14 protein-coding genes are annotated in these 17,514 nt (G+C 68.8%); 7 read left to right on the plus strand and 7 right to left on the minus strand.

Annotated features, from left to right (window positions below):
• Positions 1 to 376: 376 nt before the first annotated feature.
• Complete coding sequence (locus tag VFA06_RS15895; protein ID WP_324841344.1) at positions 377 to 1,246, minus strand: oxidoreductase; 870 nt, start codon at positions 1,244 to 1,246, stop codon at positions 377 to 379.
• A gap of 142 nt (positions 1,247 to 1,388) precedes the next feature.
• On the opposite strand from VFA06_RS15895, the gene VFA06_RS15900 reads away from it, so the two are divergent.
• The gene (locus tag VFA06_RS15900) at positions 1,389 to 2,333 is read left to right on the plus strand and encodes a helix-turn-helix transcriptional regulator (protein ID WP_324841345.1); all 945 of its coding nucleotides are present in this window, start codon (positions 1,389 to 1,391) and stop codon (positions 2,331 to 2,333) included.
• Between the two features lie 21 nt (positions 2,334 to 2,354).
• Here the strand turns inward: VFA06_RS15900 and VFA06_RS15905 are convergent, their stop codons facing one another.
• The 4 genes from VFA06_RS15905 to VFA06_RS15920 form a co-directional block, all read right to left on the minus strand.
• Positions 2,355 to 4,214: a beta-galactosidase family protein gene (locus tag VFA06_RS15905; protein ID WP_324841346.1), complete on the minus strand. Its 1,860-nt coding sequence runs from the start codon at positions 4,212 to 4,214 to the stop codon at positions 2,355 to 2,357.
• A gap of 106 nt (positions 4,215 to 4,320) precedes the next feature.
• Positions 4,321 to 5,703: a sugar ABC transporter substrate-binding protein gene (locus VFA06_RS15910; RefSeq protein WP_324841347.1), complete on the minus strand. Its 1,383-nt coding sequence runs from the start codon at positions 5,701 to 5,703 to the stop codon at positions 4,321 to 4,323.
• 121 nt (positions 5,704 to 5,824) lie between these two features.
• Positions 5,825 to 6,766 carry a carbohydrate ABC transporter permease gene (locus VFA06_RS15915; RefSeq protein WP_324841348.1) on the minus strand — a complete coding sequence of 314 codons (942 nt, stop codon included), beginning with the start codon at positions 6,764 to 6,766 and terminating at the stop codon, positions 5,825 to 5,827.
• Positions 6,767 to 6,768: 2 nt separating this feature from the next.
• Positions 6,769 to 7,704, minus strand: a complete 936-nt coding sequence (locus VFA06_RS15920) for a sugar ABC transporter permease (RefSeq protein ID WP_324841349.1) — start codon at positions 7,702 to 7,704, stop codon at positions 6,769 to 6,771.
• 273 nt (positions 7,705 to 7,977) lie between these two features.
• Between VFA06_RS15920 and VFA06_RS15925 the strand changes: the two genes are divergently transcribed.
• From VFA06_RS15925 to VFA06_RS15940, 4 genes are all read left to right on the plus strand, one after another.
• Complete coding sequence (locus VFA06_RS15925) at positions 7,978 to 9,030, plus strand: LacI family DNA-binding transcriptional regulator (protein ID WP_324841350.1); 1,053 nt, start codon at positions 7,978 to 7,980, stop codon at positions 9,028 to 9,030.
• An 85-nt stretch (positions 9,031 to 9,115) separates the two neighbouring features.
• Entirely contained in the window at positions 9,116 to 10,114 is a 999-nt protein-coding gene (locus tag VFA06_RS15930; RefSeq protein WP_324841351.1) for a cellulase family glycosylhydrolase, read from the plus strand.
• A gap of 108 nt (positions 10,115 to 10,222) precedes the next feature.
• Positions 10,223 to 11,566 (plus strand): MFS transporter, encoded by a 1,344-nt coding sequence (locus tag VFA06_RS15935; protein ID WP_324841353.1) that lies wholly within the window; start codon positions 10,223 to 10,225, stop codon positions 11,564 to 11,566.
• Between the two features lie 9 nt (positions 11,567 to 11,575).
• Entirely contained in the window at positions 11,576 to 12,022 is a 447-nt protein-coding gene (locus VFA06_RS15940) for a pyridoxamine 5'-phosphate oxidase family protein (RefSeq protein ID WP_324841354.1), read from the plus strand.
• A 33-nt stretch (positions 12,023 to 12,055) separates the two neighbouring features.
• Here the strand turns inward: VFA06_RS15940 and lhgO are convergent, their stop codons facing one another.
• Positions 12,056 to 13,342: an L-2-hydroxyglutarate oxidase gene (gene lhgO, locus VFA06_RS15945; RefSeq protein WP_324841355.1), complete on the minus strand. Its 1,287-nt coding sequence runs from the start codon at positions 13,340 to 13,342 to the stop codon at positions 12,056 to 12,058.
• Positions 13,339 to 14,361 carry a ribokinase gene (locus VFA06_RS15950; RefSeq protein ID WP_324841356.1) on the minus strand — a complete coding sequence of 341 codons (1,023 nt, stop codon included), beginning with the start codon at positions 14,359 to 14,361 and terminating at the stop codon, positions 13,339 to 13,341. The genes lhgO and VFA06_RS15950 overlap by 4 nt, the downstream gene beginning before the upstream one ends.
• 83 nt (positions 14,362 to 14,444) lie before the next feature.
• On the opposite strand from VFA06_RS15950, the gene VFA06_RS15955 reads away from it, so the two are divergent.
• Together VFA06_RS15955 and VFA06_RS15960 are read left to right on the plus strand one after the other, a co-directional pair.
• Complete coding sequence (locus tag VFA06_RS15955) at positions 14,445 to 14,909, plus strand: heavy metal-responsive transcriptional regulator (RefSeq protein ID WP_324841357.1); 465 nt, start codon at positions 14,445 to 14,447, stop codon at positions 14,907 to 14,909.
• Positions 14,910 to 15,303: 394 nt separating this feature from the next.
• A complete protein-coding gene (locus VFA06_RS15960; protein WP_324841358.1) occupies positions 15,304 to 17,031 on the plus strand; it encodes a S53 family peptidase in 1,728 nt (575 codons plus the stop codon).
• Positions 17,032 to 17,514: the final 483 nt, after the last annotated feature.

Here is a 17,514-nt window from a genome sequence, read left to right on the forward strand (position 1 = left end):
CATTGCCGCCGCGGGTCCCAGACCTGCGGCGGCAATACATTCCCGCTCCTGACGCAACGCGCCGAGCCGGCTTAAGCACCGCCGGACTCGCGCGAGGGTGGGTGTGGGTAAGCGTCACGCGACACGCCAGACCAAGTCAGACCACTCCAAGAACCAGCGCGGACGCATGTCCGTATCAAACGGATACAAGACTTCTATCCGCGTCGGACGGACACAAGGCTCTGATAACGAGGCCGAGCCGCACGCCACCCCGGCACGCGCGGGATCGTCACCGGCTGGGTCGGCAAAGAAGGCGAACAACACATTGCCGCCGCGGGCCCCAGACCTGCGGCGGCAATACGCGTTTGTCCCACTGAACGGGACGACTCTGGCTGGCTCAGGCGCCGATCGTGTCGAGTTCGGCGAGGGCGTCGTCCGGCAGCACGAGGTCGGCGGCGGCGATGTTCTCGCGCAGGTGGCCGCGGGAGGAGGTGCCGGGGATGAGGACCATCGTCGGCGAACGGTGCAGCAGCCAGGCGAGTGCGACGTTGTGCGGCGTGGTGTCGAGGCGGGCGGCGACCTCGCCGAGGGTGCTCGACTGCAGCGGGGTGAAGCCGCCGAGCGGGAAGAACGCCGCGTAGGCGATGCCCTCGGCCGCGCAACGGTCCACCAGCGCGTCGTCCTCGCGGCGGGCCACGTTGTAGAGGTTCTGCACCGTGACCACTGGCGCGATCGCCTGCGCCTCGGTGAGCTGCTCGTCGCTGACGCTGCTGAGGCCCAGGTGCCGGATCAGACCCTGTTGCTGGAGTTCGGCCAGCGCGCCGAACTTCTCGGCGAACTGCGGCTCTGGAGCCGTACCCTCGGCCGTGCCGACCCGGAAGTTGACCACGTCGAGGTGGTCGAGGCCGAGGCGGCGCAGGTTCTCGTGCACCTGAAGCTTGAGGTCCTCCGGTTCGCGCCGGAAGATCCACGATCCGTCGTCGCCGCGCCGGGCGCCGACCTTCGTCACGATGTGCAGGTGCTCGGGGTAGGGGTACAGCGCTTCCTTGATCAACTCATTGACGACGAACGGGCCGTAGAAGTCGGCGGTGTCGATGTGGTCGACGCCGCGGTCGACGGCCTCGCGCAGGACCGCGATCGCCTCGTCGCGGTCCTTCGGCGGGCCGAAGACGTGCGGCCCGGCCAGCTGCATCGCGCCGTAGCCCATCCGGTGGATCACGAAGTCGTCGGCGATCTTGAAGGTGCCGCCGAGGGTGTTCTCAGTCATCGGTTCCGGCTCTCGGTTTCGGTGTGTCGGTTCGGTATCCACTCTCAAGTCTTGATCGGGCTCGCGCGCGCTGGGTATGTCCCGCGCATCCTGGGAGTGGCAGGACCAGTCACTTCGCGTACCCGGCGCTTAAGCTCGAACCATGGACAGGGACAGGCTGGGCTGCACGCAGAACCCGGGGAACAGGTCGAACGCTTTGGGCGACTACCTGCGCGCACGACGCGACCAGGTTCGTCCCGAGGACGTGGGCCTTGTCGCAGGCGATCGCAGGCGAGTACCGGGTCTGCGTCGCGAGGAGCTCGCGCTGCTCGCCGGAATCAGCACCGACTACTACCTGCGGCTGGAGCAGGGACGCGATCAGCATCCTTCGGCCCAGGTCCTCGACGCGCTCGCCGAGGCGCTGCAACTGGACACCGAGGCGACCGCCCATCTGCACCGGCTGGCCCGGCCCGCTCCGCGCCGCCGGGCACGTCCGCGGGCGGAGCGGGTGCCGACCGGGATCGCACAACTGCTCGGGCAGCTTCCGTTGCCCGCGTTCGTGACCAACAAATACATGGACCTGCTCGCCGTGAACGCCCTGGCCGGCGCCTTGGCGTCCAACTTCACCCCCGGCCGGAACCTGTTGCGGCAGCTGTTTCTCGACCCGGGTGCCCGCGAGCTGTACCTGGACTGGGACCGCACGACCGCGAGCGTGGTCGGCGGCCTGCGCGCACGGGCCGGGGCCGATCCGACCGATCCGCGGATGATCGAGCTGGTCGGCGAGCTGTCGCTGGGCAGCGAGCGGTTCCGCACCCTGTGGGCGCGGGCCGAGGTCGGCTACCGCTCCGACGGAACCAGCCATCTGCGCCATCCGCAGGTCGGCGAGCTGTACCTGCGCAAGGAGAAGCTGGACATCGCGCGGACCGACGGCATGCAGCTGGTCATCTTCCACGCCGAGCCCGGCAGTGAGACTGCCCAGGCCCTGGCGCTGCTCGGCTCGCTGGCGGCGACGCGCGAGCGCGAGGACGCCGAGCGAGGGCGCGAAGGCGGGCGGGTAGACGCCGCGAGCCGAGAGCGGCGAGCGAAGCTGAATCAGGCTACTGATTAATCGGTGGCGATGCGGGTCAGCTCACTGCTCCGTGTGGCCGAGATCCGGGGCGGCGACGAAGGTGACTCGCGTGGCGCTGGTCGCGTGCTGCTCGAACAGAATCAGCTCATTGTCGCGGGCTCGCAGCACGGGGCCAGGAACGTACAGCGTGCGCTGCGGTCCGCGCGACCAATAGCGGCCAAGGCAGAACCCGTTGATCCAGACCACGCCCTTGCCCCAGCCCGACGTGTCCAGGTGCAGGTCGCCGGGTTCCGGCAGATCGAAGGTGGCGCGGGCGAAAACCGGGCCGACGAGGGCGTTGGGCGCGGCGTGCGACGCGTCGTCCCCTGAGGCCGCGCGCAGCGCCTCTGCGACCGGTTCGATCACGGCGAGGTTCAGCGGCAACACCGACCAGCCCTCGACCGGCGCGCCGTTCAGCCGCGCCGGGCCGATCAGGCCCTTGGGCTCGCCGATACGCGGCCCGTAGTCCACCCGGCCCTGATCCTCCACGAGCAGGTCCAGCGTGCCACGCGCGTCCGGCGGCAGCGCGAGCGCGCGGTCGTGATGGTCACGCGCCAGCACGCCCACCCCGGCCCGGTTGAGGAAGACCTGGGCGCGGTCCCGGACTTCTTCGACCTCGAACATCGACGGTCCGGCGCAGTCGATCTCGGTGCGGTACAAGGTGAATCCGTCGTAGTGGCCGAGCTCGTCCGCGCTCGGCGGCTGCTCACGGCGGGTCCAATAGCCGAGGCGGTCGACGACATCCCAGAGCGGCACCGTCTGCAGAAGAGGGGCGGAGAACTGGGGCCGCGGGCGTGCGGGTAGCGGCTTGTCATCACCCAGCGGCGTGTACTTCGCGAGCACCTCGCGGAACGCCCAGTACTTCGCCGTGGGGTTCCCGGCCTCGTCGAGCGGGGCGTCGTAGTCGTAGCTGGTGGTGATCGGCTGGTAGACGCCCTTGTCGTTGGCGCCGTTGCTGAAGCCGAAATTGGTGCCGCCGTGCAGCATGTAAATGTTCACCGACGCACCGCGCGCCAGCAGCTCGTCGAGGTCCTGAGCGCTGTGCTCGATCGGCGTGGTGTGGTGGTGCAGGCCCCAGCTGTCGAACCAGCCGTCCCAGAATTCCGAGCACATCAGCGGCCCGGTCGGCTGGTGGCGGCGCAGCGTGTCCAGCCGCTCGGCGATGCGCGAGCCGAAAGAGCCGGTCTTGTGCAGTTCGGGCAGCCCGCCGCGCTCCAGCATGTCCTCCATCGGCTGGTCCACGGTGGTCAGCGGGACGGTGACGCCGATGCGCCGGGTCAGGTCGGCCAGCGCGCGCAGGTAGTCCTTGTCCTCGCCGTAGGCGCCGTATTCGTTCTCGACCTGCACCAGGATGATCGGGCCGCCGCGGTCGATCTGCCGCGGCACGATGATCGGCGCGAGGTTGTGGTAGAAGTCTGAGATCGCCGACATGAAGCCGGGCTCGTTGCGCCGCACTCCGGTGTCGGGGTTGCGAAACAGCCAGGCCGGCAGGCCGCCGTTGGTCCACTCTGCGCAGATGTACGGGCCGGGGCGCACGATCGCGTGCATGCCCTCGCCCGCGATCAGGTCCAGGAACCGGCCCAGGTCGAGCCCGCCCTCGGTGTGGAATTCGCCGGGGTGCGGGCTGTGTGCGTTCCAGGCCACGTAGGTCTCGATCGTGTTCAGGCCGAGCTGTCTGGCCTTGGCGATGCGGTCGGACCAGTGGTCAGGGTGGATGCGGAAGTAGTGCAGTGCACCGGAGAGGATCTGCAGCGGCCGTCCGTCCAGCAGGAAGTCCTGCTCGCCGATCTCGAATCGGGACGTCGCAGGCAACTGATCCGGGCCGGGTTCCGGCAAGGGCAGGGCGGCGGCGTCGACGGCCGGCGCGTTCGCGGTGCTCATGCGGTGGGTCCTCTCGATGTGACAGGTGGGCGTGTGGCCGACCGGGGTTCAACCGGTCGGCCACACGCCGGGTGCACGCGGGTGCGGCCGCGTGGTCAGTGTGCCGTCACTTGCTGGTGACGGTGAAGCCCTGCTGCGCTCCGTATTGCGCGGAGCTGTCCTGCCAGGCCTTGAGCGCCGCGTTCAGGTCAGACTTCTTCGCGTACGCCTGCCCGACCGAGTCCGGGAAGATGCTGTTCGCGTAGACCTGGAACGGCAGGTAGCTCCAGCCGGGCAGTACCGAGTTCGCGGCCGCGGAGAGCACCTGGTTGATCTGCTGGCCGCCGAAGTAGGCGGGCGCCGCGTTCTGGAACGAGGCGGAGCTCAGGATGGAGTTCTGCGACGGGAAGCCGCCCTCGTTGGCGAAGATGGTGGAGCCGTCGCCGTCGTTCATGAACTGCAGGAAGCCTGCGGCCACCAGCGGGTTCTTGCTCTGCTTGAGCACCGCGTCGCTGGAGCCGCCGTTCTCCGCGGTCGCCGCCGCCCCGCCGGCCGTCCAGGTCGGCATCGGCGCGACCCGCCAGTCCCCGGAGCCGGTAGGCACGCCGGACTCCAGGTTGCCGGGCATCCAGGCGCCGGTGATCAGGGAGGCGATGGTGCCGTTGCCGAGGCCGGTGTACCACTGGTTCGACCAGGAGGAGATCGGGGAGAGCAGGCCGCCCTGGATCAGCTGGTTCCAGGTGCCGGCGAACTTCTTCGAGCCGTCGTCCTGCAGGTTGATCGTGACGTTGGTGGTGCCGCTGACCGTGAACGGCTTGCCGCCGGCGTCCCAGATCATGCTGGTGACGAAGCCGGGGTCGCCGGTGTCGTTGGTGATGTACTCGCTCGGGTTCGCGGCGTGCAGCTTCTGCGCGTCGGCCACGTAGTCGGCCCAGGTGGCCGGGACCTTCAGCTGGTACTTGTCGAAGATCTTCTTGTTGTAGAACAGCGCCATCGGGCCGGTGTCCTGCGGCAGGCCGACCAGCTGGCCGTTGATGTCCACCGAGTCCCACACGGCCGCGGAGTAGTCGCCCTTGAGACTGCCGAGGCCGTAGTCCTGCAGGTTGGCCAGCGCGCCGGAGAGGGCGAACTGCGGCAGCGCGTAGTACTCGATCTGCGCGACGTCGGGGGCGCCGGAGCCGGCCTTCACCGCGTTCTGCAGCTTGGTGTACTCGGTGGTGGCGGTGCCCGCGTTGACCAGGTCGACCGTGACGTTCGGGTACTTCTTCTCGAAGGCCGCGACGATGTCCTTGACCTGCGGCGCCCAGGCCCAGACCGTGATCGAGGACTTCTTCTGCAGCGCGGCCGCGATGGCCGCCTGGCCGGAGGCGCCGGAACCGCCCGAGCCCGCGGCGGAGGAGCCGGAGCTGCTGCTCGAGCACGCGGCCAGGCCCACGGCCGCGAGCGCGGTGACGGTCGCGGCGACGCCGGCGCGCCGCAACAGGGCTCGGGGTTGAACGTTGGCTGTCATGGTTCTTCTTTCTGGTGAGGGTGGTGCGGACTCGTGGTGGCCGGTTTCGGCATGGATCGAGCCGTCCGGTGGCGGTGGACCGCCGCCGGTGGATGGTGAATGCGGGTTCTGGGTTAGCTGGTCAGCCCTTGACGCTCCCGGTGCTCAGTCCGGACTGCCAGTAGCGCTGCATGAACAGGAACGCGATCACGATGGGCACGATGGTCAGCAGCGAGCCGGTGATGACCAGGTTGTAGATCGCCTGCCCGCCGACCGTGCGCGACTGCGCGCTCCATTCGAAGAGGCCGACCGTGAGCGGGTACCAGTCGGGTTTGCTCAGCATGATCAGCGGCAGGAAGTAGTTGTTCCAGGTCGCCACGACCGAGAACAGCAGCACCGTCACCATCGCCGGGCGCATCAGGTACAGCGCGATGCTGAAGAAGATGCGGTACTCGCGCATCCCGTCGACGCGGGCCGCCTCAAGCAGTTCAGTCGGCACCGCCTCCTGGGCGTAGACCCAGATCAGGTAGAGGCCGAACGGATTCACCAGCGACGGGATGATGATCGCCCACGGCGTGTCGGTCAGGCCGAGCTTGCTGAACATCAGGAACGAGGGCACCGCGAGCGCCGTGCCCGGAATCGCGACCGCGCCGAGGATGACCGCGAGCGCCGCGCGCTTGCCGGGGAAGTCGAACTTGGCCAGCGCGTACCCGCCGAGCGTGGCCAGCATCGTCGCCCCGCCCGCGCCGGCGGCGACATACAGCAGCGTGTTGCCGAACCACTTCAGGAACACGCCGTGGTCGTAGCTGAAGGTCTGGCCGATGTTGTCGAAGAGGGCGAACTTACCGCCGAACCAGAGCCCTGAGGTGGTGAACAGCGAGCCCTGCGTCTTCGAGGCGTTGACCAGCAACCAGAACAGCGGCAGCAGCGCGTAGATCAGCGTCAGCGTCATCACCGCGGTGAGCATCGGCGATTTGCGCTTGCGCAGGGAGCTGCCGCTGCGTGCCGAGGTGCGCCGGGCCAGTCGCACGGACCTGGATGCCGGGGTGGTCGCCGTCGCCGTCATCCGCTGTGTGACAGCCATCGTCACGCCTCCCTCTTGCGCGTGCCGGCGCGCTGCACCAGATAGGCGATGACCATGGTCGCCACGCCCATGATGATCGCGATGGTGGCCGAGTAGTTGTATTCCTGTCCTGCGAAGGAGAGGTTGTAGGCGTACATGTTGGGGGTGAAGTAGCTGCTGATCGTGTCCGGGGACAGCGGCTTGAGGATGTTCGGCTCGTTGAACAGCTGGAAGCTGCCGATGATCGAGAAGATGGTGGCGATCAGGATCGCGCCGCGCACCGAGGGCAGCTTGATGTGCCAGATCACCCGGAACGGCCCGACCCGGTCGAGTTCGGCCGCCTCGTAGAGCTCCGCGGGGATCACCCGCAGCGCCGAGTAGAAGATCAGCATGTTGTAGCCGACGTACTCCCAGGTGACGATGTTGCCGATGGCCGGCAGCACCAGGCCGCTCGAGAAGGGGTCGGGCAGGGTGGTGTGCAGCCACCGGTCCAGGTTGCCGATCAGGCCGAACTGGGTGCCGTACATGAAGCCCCACATCAGCGAGGCGACCACGGCAGGCACCGCGTACGGCAGGAAGATCGACAGCCGGAACAGCGGCGCCCAGTGCAGCCGCGCGCTGTCCAGCGCCATCGCGATGGCCAGGGCCAGGATCAGCATGACCGGCACCTGCACCACCAGGAACAGCGCGACCCGCTCGAAGGCCGACCAGAACTGCGCGTCGCTCAGCGCCTGCTTGTAGTTGGCCAGGCCGGCGAAGCGGTTGCCGCCGATCAGCTTGTCCTGGAAGAAGCTCAGGTACAGCGCGTAGAGCACGGGCGCGACGAGCGCGAGCAGGAAGACCGCCAGGAACGGGCTCAGGAAGCCCCAGCCGGTCCAGTTCCTGCGGCGTCGCCGCCGCGGGCGCGGCAGGTCGCGCCCGGGAGTCGCGGACGCTGCGGTCACGGAGGTTGCGGTCATGTCACTGCTTTCGGGATCACTGCTGTTCACGTCACGGCTCTTTCACGCGCCGCCGCGGGCGGCGGCACTGCGCCGCTGGCCGGGGCCGGTCCGGACGATCCGCGGATCCGGCCTCTGGACAGCTGCCGCATGTTGACGTAAACATGGCGGACATGAGCGCTAAATGTTTACGTAAACATCGGTGTCGCGGACGCTACCATGTTTACGTAACCATGCCTACCGTCGGGTGCATCACGGGACGGCAACGGCAGCTCGACGAACCACTGGGGAGCCATGGCCACGACCGAGGGAGCGCCCGTCGCCCGGAAGGCCGCGCGGCCGTCCATGGGGGATGTGGCCCGGCACGCCGGGGTCTCCTCGCAGACGGTCTCGCGGGTGTCGAACGGCCACTCGAACGTGGACGCGGCGACCAGGGCGCGCGTGATCGAGTCGATGCGCGCGCTCGGATACCGGCCGAACTCGGCGGCCCGCGCGCTGCGTTCCGGGCGCTTCCGGACCATCGGCGTGATCATGTTCACGCTGCGAACCTTCGGCAACATGCGCACCTTGGACGCGATCGCCTCGGAGGCGGCGCACGCGAATTACTCGGTGATGCTGATCCCGGTCGTGGACGCCACCCTGGAGCAGGTCTCCGGCGCCTACAGCAGGCTGAGCGAGCAGGGCGTCGACGGTGTGATCATCGTCTTCGAGGCCCACCTGCTCGACAACGCGGAATTCACGCTGCCGCCCGGACTGCCCGTCGTCGTGATCGACTCGAACGCCGGCGCCGAGTACACCGTCGTCGACACCGATCAGGCGGAGGGCGCGCGCCAGGCCACCGAGCATCTGCTCGGACTCGGCCATCGGCAGGTGTGGCATATCGCAGGGCCCGAAACCTCGTTCTCGGCCGTGCACCGCACCGAATCGTGGCGGCGCACGCTGAAGAACGCCGGAATCGAGCCGCCGCCGGTGCTGTACGGCGACTGGTCGACCGAATCAGGGCACCGGCACGGCCTGACCCTGGGCCGGCGCGACGACGTCACGGCGATCTTCGCGGCCAACGACCAGATGGCGCTCGGCGCGATGCGGGCGCTGCATGAACTGGGCCGCGACGTTCCCGGCGACATCAGCGTGGTCGGCTTCGACGACCTGGAGGAGGCGCACTCCTTCTGGCCGCCGCTGACCACCATCCGGCAGGACTTCGGCGAGGTCGGCCGCCAGGCGATCCAGCAGCTGCTGCGCAAGGTGGACGATTACGGGTTCGACGACGAGGACAACCGCAGAGTCACCGTGCACACGCAGCTGATCGTGCGCGAGAGCACCGCGAGTCCGCGCGTTCGAGCCTGAGGCCCGAGCACGCAGCTCGGCACCACGATCGCCGCGCCTACCCTTCACCCACATTCGCAGCACCCTCACTCACAGGGAGCAGCACGTGTTCGGATTCATCGCACGGCGCAAGCTCGTCTCAGGCCTCTGCGCCGCGACCGCGCTGGCCGGCTCGGCCCTCTTCGTCGTCCAGGCGCAGCCGGCCTTGGCGGCTACCAATCAGTTCAAGGGCGTGAACTGGGCCGACACCCGCGACAACTACAACTCCGGCTGGGTCATCCCGGACGGGCTGGCTGCCTCGGACAACTACTCGCAGGTGTATTCGATCGCGGACAGCTACATCAAGGCGTTCCAGGCGAATCTGGGGGCGAACACCGTGCGCCTGCCGATCAACCCGCCGAGCGTCAGCCAGTCCTGGTGGGGCGCCTACCGCGGCGCGATCGACGCGGCCCTCGCGGACGGCATGAAGGTCATCATCAGCGCCTGGACGCAGAGCACGAGCACCGGCACGATCACCGACATGACCGCGTGGACCAACATGTGGAGCACCGTGGTCGGCCAGTACGGCGGCAACGCCAACGTCTACTTCGAGCCGCTGAACGAGCCGTACGGCTACTCGCTGAGCCAGTGGGTCTCGATCTGCTCCTCGTGGCTCGCGCAGTTCTCCAGCGTGCCGCGCGGCCGGGTCATCATCAGCGGCACCGGCTACAACGACCACGTGACCGGCGTGGGCGCCTCCTCCGCGCTGACCGGCACGCTGCTCTCGCTGCACTACTACGGCACCTGGAACAACTACACCCAGGAGTCGCAGTGGGAGTCCGACCTCAACAGCCGAATCGGCAGTTACACCAGCCGCACGATCATCGACGAGTTCGGCGCGCCGATGACCACCGGGGTCAACTATCTGGCGAACCACAACGGCGCCGTCGAGCAGTCCTACTTCGCCGCGGTCACCGACCTGTCCCGCGCCGACGGCATGGGCAACGTGTACTGGGCCGGGCTGAAGACCGGCGACAGCTACTCGATGGAGTATCACAACGGCAGCGGCCTATCGAACAACAACGCCTCGGGCGTGACCCAGGTGCGTTGGGGCTGGGGTTATTAGTCCAGCTATGCCGGGTAACCGGCGGTAATGCCTGGTAGACAACAGACAGCAACGGCTCCGAGCGCGTCATCGCAAGCTGCGGCGCGTGGGACGCGCTCGGAGCGGACCGTGCTGGTCACCATGTGCGTCGGCTACTTCCTGGTGCTGCTGGACGTGACGATCGTGAACGTCGCGCTCCCGCAGATCGGTTCCGGCCTGCACACGCAAGTCAGCGGGCTGCAATGGGTGGTGGACGCGTACGCGCTGGCGCTCGCCTCCCTCATGCTGGCTGGCGGCACCCTCGGTGACCTGCGTGGACACAAACGGATCGTGCTGATCGGCCTGGTGGTCTTCGGGTTGGGCTCGCTCGGCTGCGCACTGGCACCCAATGCCGCCGCGCTGGTCGCCGGCCGCGCGGTGCAGGGCGTGGGTGCGGCGTTGTTGCTGCCCGGCACGCTGGCCATCGTCAGCCGGACCTTCCCGGAGCGGCGCGCACAGGCGCGGGCGATCGGGGTGTGGGCGGGAGTGGGCAGCCTGGCGCTGCCGGCCGGGCCGCTGCTCGGCGGCGCGCTGATCGCGGCGTTCGGCTGGCGCGCGGTATTCATGATCAACGTGCCGATCGTGCTGCTCGCGGTCGCTGCCTGCGTGATCGTCGTGAAGGAGTCGGCGCAGCCGGGAACGCGGCGGCTGGACGCGGCGGGCGCGGCGCTCGGCGGCTTGTTCCTCTTCGCGCTCACGTTCGCGTTCATCGAGGGTGGACGCTCCGCCGCGCGGCCCGAGGTCATCGTCGCGGCCGTATGCGCGGTCGCGCTGCTGGTCGCCTTCGTGCTGGTCGAGCGGAGGCGCGGGCAGCAGGCGATGCTTCCGCTCGGGCTGTTCCGGCATCCGGGGTTCAGCGCAGCGAACGGCGCCGCGGGGGCGATGAACCTCGGCACGCTCGGCACGCTGTTCGTGCTGACGCTGTTCCTTCAGTCGGTGCAGCACCGTTCCGCGCTCGACGCCGGGCTCAGCCTGGTGCCTCTGTTCGCGCCGCTGGCCCTGCTCGCTCCGCTCGCCGGGCGGCTGACCAGCCGGATCGGCCCGCGGGTGCCGGTCGTCGGCGGCCTGGCAATCGCGGCGGGCGGGCTGGCGCTGCTGCTCGCCGCCGGCGCGCGATCCGGATACCTGGCGCTGCTGCCCGCGTTTCTGTTGTGGGGCATCGGGATCGGCGTGCTGACCCCGGCGGTCGTGGCCGCGGCGATCGCGTCGGTGCCCGAGCGGCGGGAAGGCTTGGCCTCGGCGGTGAACAACACGGCACGGCAGGCGGCGGGCGCCATCGGTATCGCGGTGGCGGGCGCGATCGCCGGAGAGCCCGGCAACTCCGCCTTCACCGGGGGTTTTCACACGGTCGCGCTCTTCGCGGCCTGCCTCTATCTGGTCACCGCCGCCGTATCACTCTTCCTGATCCCGGGAAAGCCGCGGAGCGCGGGCTAGCCTTTCGGTATGACGAACCTCTCTCCGGAAGAAGTCGAATTCCTGCGGACGCAGCACTCGGCCGCGATGATCACCGTGGACGCCGCCGGAGTCGCCAAGACGGCGCGGGTCGGCATCGGGCTGGTCAACGGGCGCATCTGGAGCAGCGGGACCGCCGAACGGGTACGCACCCGGCGGCTGCGCCGTGACCCGCGCAGCACCCTGTTCGTCTTCGACGGCACGTTCCGCTGGCTCAGCATCGAGGCGACCGTGACGATCCTCGACGGGCCGCAGGCGCCTGAGCAGAACCTGCGCCTCTTCCGTGAGATGCAGGGCCGGGCCAGCGGACCGATCAGCTACTTCGGCGGCGAACTCGACGAGGAGGCGTTCCTCGCCCGGATGGTCGCGGAGAACCGGCTCATCTACGAGTTCGAAGTCGCCAGGAGCTACGGCGTCGTCACGGCGCCGTCGTTCTGAGCGCGCCGTCCAGGATGCTCCCCGGTCCCGCTTTCAGCAGCCGGACTGGCGTTCTAGGAGCCGGTCGACGACGTGTTCGGCGATGGCCAGGCTGGAGGTCGCGGCCGGGGACGGAGCGTTGCGCACCGCGGTCACCGGGCCGAGGAAGCTGATGCGGAAGTCGTCCACCAGTCCGCCATCGCGGTCCACCGCCTGTGCGCGCACGCCTGCCGGGGCGCGCACGAGGTCCGCGGGCGTCAGGTCGGGCACGTAAGCGCGTGCGGTCTCGGTGAAGGCGCGCTTCGACAGCGAGCCATACATCTCGAGCGCGCCCATTCGCCAGTGCTTGGCGAACAGCCGCAGCGCTCCCGGCCAGGTCAGCGTGGCGATCAGGTCGCGCGGATTCACGTCGCGGCGCCGGTAGGCCTCGCGGGCCAGGGCGAGCACCGCGTTCGGGCCCACGTCGACGCTTCCATCGATCCGCGGCGTCATGTGCACCCCGAGGAACGGGTAGGCGGGATCGGGCACCGGGTAGACCAGACCGCGCACCAGGTCGGCGCGCTGCGGCACCAGCCGGAAATACTCGCCCCGGAAGGGTACGATCGCAGGTCCCTTATCATCACCGGCGCGCCGGGCGAGGGTGTCCGAATGCAGTCCGGCGCACAGCACGAGATGGTCGAATACGTGGCGCTCGTCCGCGCCGCGCCCCGCCGCGCCGCTGTGTTTGTCGCGACTGCGCTTGTCACCGCAGTACACCGCGACACCGCTGCCCTCGGGCCTGATGTCCGTGACCGACTGGCCGAGCAGCAGCTTTCCGCCGTCGGCGGCCAGGTCGTCGGCCAGTGCGCGAGCGATCGCCCGGTAGTCCACGATCGCGGTCGTCGGGGAATGCAGCGCCGCCACCCCGCGCACGTGCGGCTCGATCTCGCGCAGCGCTTGCGGTTCCAGCCAGGCGATCCCCGGCACGCCGTTCGCTCGCGCGCGGGCCTCGAGATCGCGCAGTCGCTCGACCTCCTGGGCGTCCCGGGCGACCACGACCTTGCCGATCTCCCGGTACTCCAGGTCCTTCTGCGCGCAGAATTCGCGCAGCAACTCGACCCCGCGCCGGCACAGCACCGCCTTGAGCGAGCCCGGCTTGTAGTAGAGCCCCGAGTGCACCACGCCGGAGTTGCGGCCGGTCTGGTGGGTGGCGACCTCGGTCTCCTTCTCGAAGACGGTCACCTCGTCCCCGCACACCTCGGCCAGCCTGCGCGCCACCGCCAGGCCCACGATCCCGGCCCCCACCACACCGACCCGCCGCCGACCGCCGTTCGGTCGCGGCGCGCCATTCCCTGGAATCAACGCCTGTTCTCCTGCCCTGTGCCCGCGGCGGTGTGCTCGCCACCAGAGTAGGCGTAAGCAGCCGCGTGGCGTGCGGCGATCTCGGCTTCGCGCGGAATCGACGGGATCGCGCCCGGCTTCTCGACGCTCAGCGAGGCCGCGGCGCTCGCGTACTGGAGCGCGATCTCGACCGGGCGGTCGGCGGCCAGGCAGGCGGCCAGCACTCCGGTGAACGTGTCGCCGGCACCGGTCGTGTCGACGGATCGCGCACGAGCCGCAGGCACCTGATATCGGGCGCCGTCGCGGCTGGCGTAGCAGACCCCTTGTTCCCCGAGCGTCAGGGCGACTCGCGGCGTCAATTCGAGCAGTTCTCCACACCGCGCGAGGGCGGCGTCGCCCGCTACGGCATCGAGCTCGAACCCCGCAATGGTCGCGGCCTCGATTTCGTTGACCACCAACAGGTCGGTTACCGCGAGCAGTTCCGCGGGCAAAGGCCGCGCCGGAGCGGCGTTGAGAATCGTCGTGCCGCGCCCGGATTCGCGGATGGCGGTAAATGCGGCATGTACGGTCTCCACCGGAATTTCCAGCTGCGCCAACAGCACCGCGCATTCGCGGGCGCGTGTTAAATCGGCCGCACAGAGGCCCAACAAAGAGCCATTCGCTCCGGAAACCACCACAATCGTGTTCGCGCCCGCCGGATCCACGGTGATCAGCGCCGTTCCGGTCGGCACGCCGGGCAACTCGCGCACCGGTTCGGTGTCCACGCCGGCGCCGCGCAGGACGTCGCACAGACGTGCGCCGTATTCGTCATCCCCGACCGCGCCGAGGAAGGCGCAGTCCGCAAGCCCGGACCGCGCGACGGCGATCGCTTGATTCGCCCCCTTGCCGCCCGGCATCGCGTCGAAACTCTGCGCGAACACGGTTTCCCCAAGTCGCGGCAGTGCTTCGCAGCGAGTGACAAGGTCCATGTTCGCGCTGCCGACGACGAGGACCCGCGGCTGCCCTGGCTTCGACATGAGGCCAGTATGGCGGGCGGGCACTTTCTTCTCTCCGAGAGCGCCGCGTGATCCCTCAGAGCGCAGCCCTTGACCTTGGAGTGCGCTCCCAGGTTTACCGTCGTGGCATGGGTACGACGATGCAGGAGAACGCGCGCTGGACGGTCGCGGACGTGGCGCGGGAGGCGGGAGTCTCACCGGACACGGTTCGCTACTACGAACGCGCCGGCCTGCTGGAGCCCGCGGGGCGCAGTGCGGCCGGGTATCGGCAGTTCGACTCCGGGTCGCTGGACCGGCTCAGGTTCATCCAGGGCGCGCAGCGGCTGGGCCTGCGACTACGCGAGATCCGCGAGCTGCTCGCGGTGCGCGACACGGGGACCTGCCCGTGCGAGAGCGCTGAGACGCTGCTGCGCCGCCGGGTCGCCGAGATCGAACGGGAGATCGCGCGGCTCACCGCGCTGCGCGGGGACCTCGAGCAGATGCTCGCGGGTATTCCGGGGCCCGGCTGCCCCGATCCGGAGCCGGGCACCTGGTGTCCGGTCGTGCCCGAATTCGCCGAGATGACCGGAGCCGGGAGAGGAGGTGAATGCTGATGATGGAGGAAATCGACGTGCTCGCGGCCTGCGACTGCTGCGACGACCCGGATTGTGACTGCAATTGCGGCAGCTGCTGCTGAGTGCGGTCAGTCCCTGTGAACAGCACAGAACGAATGTGAGCGGCACAGCACGACTGTGAACACCGCGCAGGTGCACGGAACGGGGGCGTGACCGCAACGCTCACCGGCTGATCGGGACCGCGGCCCGGTCAGTCCCGCACGGGGTGGCCATCGGGAATTCTTGACACCTTGCCGACCTGGTGCTTTCCTGCCCGTGGGCAGCGTGACAACGTTGTCAAAGATCGCGAGTCAGCAACGCTGTCGCAGCAGCCTTACCCACACCACCCACGCGCGGCGCGGCGCAGCCGCAGGCAATCCCACGAGGAACCGCCATGAGGAGAATCCTCTTCGCGGTCGTGGCAGTCATCGCCGGAACGGGGCTCGCCGCCGCCGTCCCGACGAGCGCGAGCGCCGCCACCACGACCAGCGTCAGTACCAGCACCAGCACCAGCACGTCGAACACGATCCGCGCCAACATCACTCGCACCGACATCGCCAGCACGTCGAACACCAACCACACCTCGACCTCGACCGTCAGTGCGACCGCCGGCCGGCAGGTGACCACGAAGCACGCCTGCTCGGCACCGCTGCGCTCCGGCGGCCCGGTCTGTTACGCACTGATCCGCACCGATATCGCGCAGGTACGCGCCAGCGCCCTCTCCCCCGACGCGACCCCGTCCGGGTACGGTCCCAGTGATCTGCAGAGTGCGTACAACATCGCCGGAGCCTCCGCGTCGAACGGCGGCGGAGCGACCGTCGCGGTCATGGAGGCCGCGGACGATCCGAACCTCGAATCCGACCTAGGCACCTATCGGGCGCAGTACGGGCTGCCGGCCTGCACCACCGGGAACGGCTGCTTCCGCAAGGTCAACGGCTCCGGCCAGCAGGGCAACTACCCGCCCGGCGACACCGGCTGGGGCGGCGAGGCCTCGCTGGACGTCGACATGGTCTCCGCGGTCTGCCCGAACTGCCACATCCTGGTGGTCGAGTCGCAGGACCTGGAAGGCGCCCAGAACGTGGCCGTCTCGCTCGGCGCCCGCTTCATCTCCAACAGCTGGGGCACCGGGGACGGCTCGGGTGACGCCGGCGCGGACGGCGACTTCAACCACTCCGGCGTGGTCGACGTCGCCAGCTCCGGCGACAGCGGATACGGCGTCAGCTACCCGGCCAGCTCGCAGTACGTGGTGGCTGTGGGCGGCACCAGCCTGTACCGCGCTTCCAACTCTCGAGGCTGGTCGGAGTCCACGTGGTCCGGAGCCGGCGCGGGCTGCTCGTCCTGGGAATCAAAGCCCTCATGGCAGACCGACTCGGGCTGCGGCCGTCGCACCGTCGCGGACGTCTCGGCGATCGCCGACCCGGGCACCGGGGTAGCGTTCTACGACACCTACGGCTCCGGCGGCTGGGGCGTGGTCGGTGGCACCAGCGTCTCCTCGCCGATCATCGCGTCCGTATTCGCGCTCGCCGGGGCGCCGTCCAGCGCGGCCGCTTCCGTGCTCTACGCGCACTCGGGCGCCCTGAACGACATCACCTCCGGCTCCGACGGCTCGTGCAGCCCGTCGTACCTGTGCACCGCGCAGCCCGGCTATGACGGACCGACCGGTCTGGGCACGCCCAACGGCCTCGGCGCGTTCAACGGAACCGGCTCCGGCGGGGGCGGGGGCGGGGGCGGCGGAGGCACCGGACCGATCGTGTCAGGGGTCTCCTCCGGCCTGTGCGTGGACGACAGCAACTCCAGCACCACCGCCGGCAGCCACATCCAGATCTGGACCTGCAACGGCACCGGGGCGCAGAGCTGGACCGTCGGCTCGGACGGCACGCTACGCGTGCTCGGTGGCTGCATGGACGTGACCTCGGGCGGCACCACGTCCGGCACCAAGGTCCAGTACTGGCCGTGCAACGGCACCGGCGCGCAGCAGTGGCAGCAGGGCGCGAACGGTTCGCTGATCAACCCGCAGTCAGGGCTCTGCCTTGACGACCCGGGCTCCAGCACCACGGCCGGGACGCAGCTACAGATCTGGAGCTGCAACGGGACCGGCGCACAGAACTGGACGCTGCCGTAACCGCACCCGCGTGAGTGACTATGGTCCGGTCGCTACAGCCGGCGCTGCGCGGGCGGCGTCGGCTGTACCAGACCGGTCTGGTAAGCGATGACGACAAGTTGCGCGCGGTCGCGGGCACGGACAATCCGGCTGACTCACAATGCGATAGCCGCCGCGTCCCGGCGGTTCACCGGAAGCCGCTCGATATCACATGCGGCGCGTATCCACAAGGGCTGATGCTTCGTCACTACCGAAAGAAGCCCCGATTTTATTCGAACATATGTATGGAGTATTTTGCCGTTTCCGGAGCGGCGTTCGCGAGGCTTGGCAACCTACTGATATAGGAGCTTAAGGTAGGCGATAAGATACGGCGTCTCCGATAATCTCGGTGTCCGTCCGCTAATACGGTCTCACCTGACTCTTATGAGGGCCCTGTTGGCCGCGGCGACAAATGAGGGTAAATTATCTGAGCACTTAGTCATGTGTGTCCTGTGATTCTCATAG

The organism is Actinocrinis sp., assembly GCF_035653575.1.
Taxonomy (GTDB): Bacteria; Actinomycetota; Actinomycetes; order Streptomycetales; family Catenulisporaceae; genus Actinocrinis.